Here is a 1,728-nt window from a genome sequence, read left to right as displayed (position 1 = left end):
GGTCGAGCGCGACCTCGCCGCGCAGGCCGTGCGCACGTCCGATCCGCGCGACGGTCAGCAGCATGGGGTTCCTCCGAGGGGACGGCGTGGGTACGGCGTGGATCGGGCGCCCTGCACCGGGCGGGCGACGACGGGCGGGCACGGCACAGGCCCGGTCCCCAGGTTAGGGGACCGGGCCTGTCGAGCCGTCGGGCGGCCACCGCGGTGGCGCACCCGGGGGCGGGTCAGCGGCGGTCGACGTCCACGACGTCGACGCGCACCGCACCGTCCGGGGACAGCGCCCCGACGACGGTGCGCAGCGCACGGGCGGTGCGTCCGCCGCGACCGATGACGCGACCGAGGTCGTCCGGGTGGACCCGGACCTCGAGGAGCTCGCCGCGCCGCAGGGACGAGGCGCTCACGCGCACGTCGTCCGGGTGGTCGACGATCCCGCGCACCAGGTGCTCGAGCGCGTCGGCGAGCATCAGGCCTGCTCGTCCTCGGCGGCGGGCGCCTCGTCGGCCGGGGCCTCCGCAGCGGCGGCCTTCTTCTCCGACGCCGTCGCCTTGACCTTCTCGGCGTCAGCGGCGGCGGCCTCGATCGCGGCCTTCGGGTCGACCTTCTCGCCCTTGGTCTTGAGGGTGCCCTCGGCGCCCGGCAGGCCCTTGAACTTCTGCCAGTCGCCGGTGACCTTGAGGAGCGCGAGGACCTGCTCGGTCGGCTGCGCGCCGACACCGAGCCAGTACTGCGCGCGGTCCGAGGTGATCTCGATGAACGAGGGCTCCTCGGTCGGGTGGTACTTGCCGATCTCCTCGATGACGCGGCCGTCGCGCTTGGTGCGCGAGTCCGCGACGACGATGCGGTAGTACGGCGCCCGGATCTTGCCGAGACGCTTGAGACGGATCTTCGTGGCCACGGTGTGGTCTTCTCCTGGATCTGCTGGGGTGGCCTCGAGGCGCTGCCCGTGGGGTGGGCGCACCGTCCGGCCGAGGACACGACGGACGCAGGTAGAGGGGCTGCAGCCATCGGGTACAGCCGACCATTGTGCCAGACGACGCGCCGTGCTCCCAAGCCGGTCGGCTGCGTGCGACGACGGGTCAGCGCACCCGCCGGCCGCGCAGGACGACGGCGGCCGGGTCGGCGAGCACGCGCACGTCCTCCCGCGGGTCGGCGGTGTAGACCACCAGGTCCGCCGACGCGCCCTCGCTCAGCCCGTCGACGCCCAGCCACGCGCGGGTCCGCCAGCTCGCCGCCGCGACGACGTCCCGGGCGGGGATGCCCGCGTGCGCCATCTCGGCGGCCTCGTCGGCGATCCGGCCGTGCCCGATCGTGCCGCCCGCGTCGGTGCCGACGAGCACCCGGACGCCCGCGTCGTGCAGGTCGCGCACGTGGTCGTACCGCCGCTCCCCCATCGCCCGCATGCGCGCCGCGAACACGGGATACCGCTCGGCTCCCTGGGCAGCGATCGCCGGGAACTGCGCGACCTGCAGGAGCGTCGCGGTGACGGGGATGCCCGCGGCGGCGATGCGCTCGACGTGCTCGGGGGACGCGCCCGTCGCGTGCTCGAAGCAGTCGACGCCCGCGTCGAGCAGGTCGTCGAGCGACTCGGTCGCGAACGTGTGGGCGGTGACGCGCGCACCGGCGTCGTGCGCGGCGGCGACGGCGTCGGCCAGCACGTCGCGCGGCCACAGCGGGCGCAGGTCGCCGTCGGGGCCGAGGCGGCGGTCGATCCAGTCGGCGACGAGCTTG

At 75.2% G+C, this 1,728-nt stretch carries 3 protein-coding genes; all 3 read right to left on the bottom strand.

Annotated features, from left to right (window positions below; all coding sequences use genetic code 11):
• Positions 1-224: 224 nt before the first annotated feature.
• The gene (locus HGA02_RS18530; protein ID WP_124343926.1) at positions 225-464 is read right to left on the bottom strand and encodes an RNA-binding protein; all 240 of its coding nucleotides are present in this window, start codon (positions 462-464) and stop codon (positions 225-227) included.
• Positions 464-895 carry a 30S ribosomal protein S16 gene (rpsP, locus tag HGA02_RS18525; RefSeq protein WP_168680785.1) on the bottom strand — a complete coding sequence of 144 codons (432 nt, stop codon included), beginning with the start codon at positions 893-895 and terminating at the stop codon, positions 464-466. Before rpsP ends, HGA02_RS18530 begins: the two co-directional genes overlap by 1 nt.
• Before the next feature lie 181 nt (positions 896-1,076).
• On the bottom strand, positions 1,077-1,728 hold a 652-nt coding region (locus HGA02_RS18520; RefSeq protein WP_168680783.1), incomplete at its 5' end, for an amidohydrolase family protein.

This window comes from Cellulomonas septica (assembly GCF_012396155.1).
In the GTDB taxonomy this organism is placed as follows: Bacteria; Actinomycetota; Actinomycetes; order Actinomycetales; family Cellulomonadaceae; genus Cellulomonas; species Cellulomonas septica.
This window is presented reverse-complemented; position numbering and strand designations above follow the sequence as displayed.